This window comes from Arthrobacter sp. P1_B9 (assembly GCF_056406495.1).
Map to the genome: position 1 here is coordinate 1 of NZ_JBFUAA010000026.1, position 1,836 is coordinate 1,836.

A 1,836-nucleotide genomic window follows, 5' to 3' on the forward strand; every position below is an offset into this window, starting at 1 on the left:
CTATTTGTTGATATTCCACCCGTGAGCACCCGCCGCAGAACTAGCGTCTGCGCAACGGGCGTACTCCTGACAACCCCACCACACGGACATAACGCCCGGCAGGGTGGTTGTAGGTGCTCCTTAGAAAGGAGGTGATCCAGCCGCACCTTCCGGTACGGCTACCTTGTTACGACTTAGTCCCAATCGCCAGTCCCACCTTCGACAGCTCCCTCCCACAAGGGGTTAGGCCACCGGCTTCGGGTGTTACCAACTTTCGTGACTTGACGGGCGGTGTGTACAAGGCCCGGGAACGTATTCACCGCAGCGTTGCTGATCTGCGATTACTAGCGACTCCGACTTCATGGGGTCGAGTTGCAGACCCCAATCCGAACTGAGACCGGCTTTTTGGGATTAGCTCCACCTCACAGTATCGCAACCCTTTGTACCGGCCATTGTAGCATGCGTGAAGCCCAAGACATAAGGGGCATGATGATTTGACGTCGTCCCCACCTTCCTCCGAGTTGACCCCGGCAGTCTCCCATGAGTCCCCGCCATTACGCGCTGGCAACATGGAACGAGGGTTGCGCTCGTTGCGGGACTTAACCCAACATCTCACGACACGAGCTGACGACAACCATGCACCACCTGTGAACCGGCCCCAAAGGGGAAGGACTGTTTCCAGCCCGGTCCGGCCCATGTCAAGCCTTGGTAAGGTTCTTCGCGTTGCATCGAATTAATCCGCATGCTCCGCCGCTTGTGCGGGCCCCCGTCAATTCCTTTGAGTTTTAGCCTTGCGGCCGTACTCCCCAGGCGGGGCACTTAATGCGTTAGCTACGGCGCGGAAAACGTGGAATGTCCCCCACACCTAGTGCCCAACGTTTACGGCATGGACTACCAGGGTATCTAATCCTGTTCGCTCCCCATGCTTTCGCTCCTCAGCGTCAGTTAATGCCCAGAGACCTGCCTTCGCCATCGGTGTTCCTCCTGATATCTGCGCATTTCACCGCTACACCAGGAATTCCAGTCTCCCCTACATCACTCTAGTCTGCCCGTACCCACCGCAGATCCGGAGTTGAGCCCCGGACTTTCACGGCAGACGCGACAAACCGCCTACGAGCTCTTTACGCCCAATAATTCCGGATAACGCTTGCGCCCTACGTATTACCGCGGCTGCTGGCACGTAGTTAGCCGGCGCTTCTTCTGCAGGTACCGTCACTTTCGCTTCTTCCCTACTGAAAGAGGTTTACAACCCGAAGGCCGTCATCCCTCACGCGGCGTCGCTGCATCAGGCTTGCGCCCATTGTGCAATATTCCCCACTGCTGCCTCCCGTAGGAGTCTGGGCCGTGTCTCAGTCCCAGTGTGGCCGGTCACCCTCTCAGGCCGGCTACCCGTCGTCGCCTTGGTGAGCCATTACCTCACCAACAAGCTGATAGGCCGCGAGTCCATCCAAAACCACAATAAAGCTTTCCACCCCCCACCATGCGATGAGRAGTCATATCCGGTATTAGACCCAGTTTCCCAGGCTTATCCCAGAGTTAAGGGCAGGTTACTCACGTGTTACTCACCCGTTCGCCACTAATCCCCGGTGCAAGCACCGGATCATCGTTCGACTTGCATGTGTTAAGCACGCCGCCAGCGTTCATCCTGAGCCAGGATCAAACTCTCCGTTGAAGTAAAACAGACACAACATGCGCCCCCGGGAAAACGGGATGCACACGCTGCACAAAATTTGAAACCAGCCAAATAACACCAGACCACACCACGGGGTGGCGGGCCCGGCAAATTCAACCAATTCAATACAATAAATTGGTATCAACAAACTTGGCACACTATTGAGTTCTCAAACAACAGACACA

General features: G+C 56.2%; 1 rRNA gene. It reads right to left on the minus strand.

From position 1 onward, the window contains the following. Positions 1–124 precede the first annotated feature (124 nt). Positions 125–1,651, minus strand: a 16S ribosomal RNA gene (locus AC1D1A_RS20860). Positions 1,652–1,836: the final 185 nt, after the last annotated feature.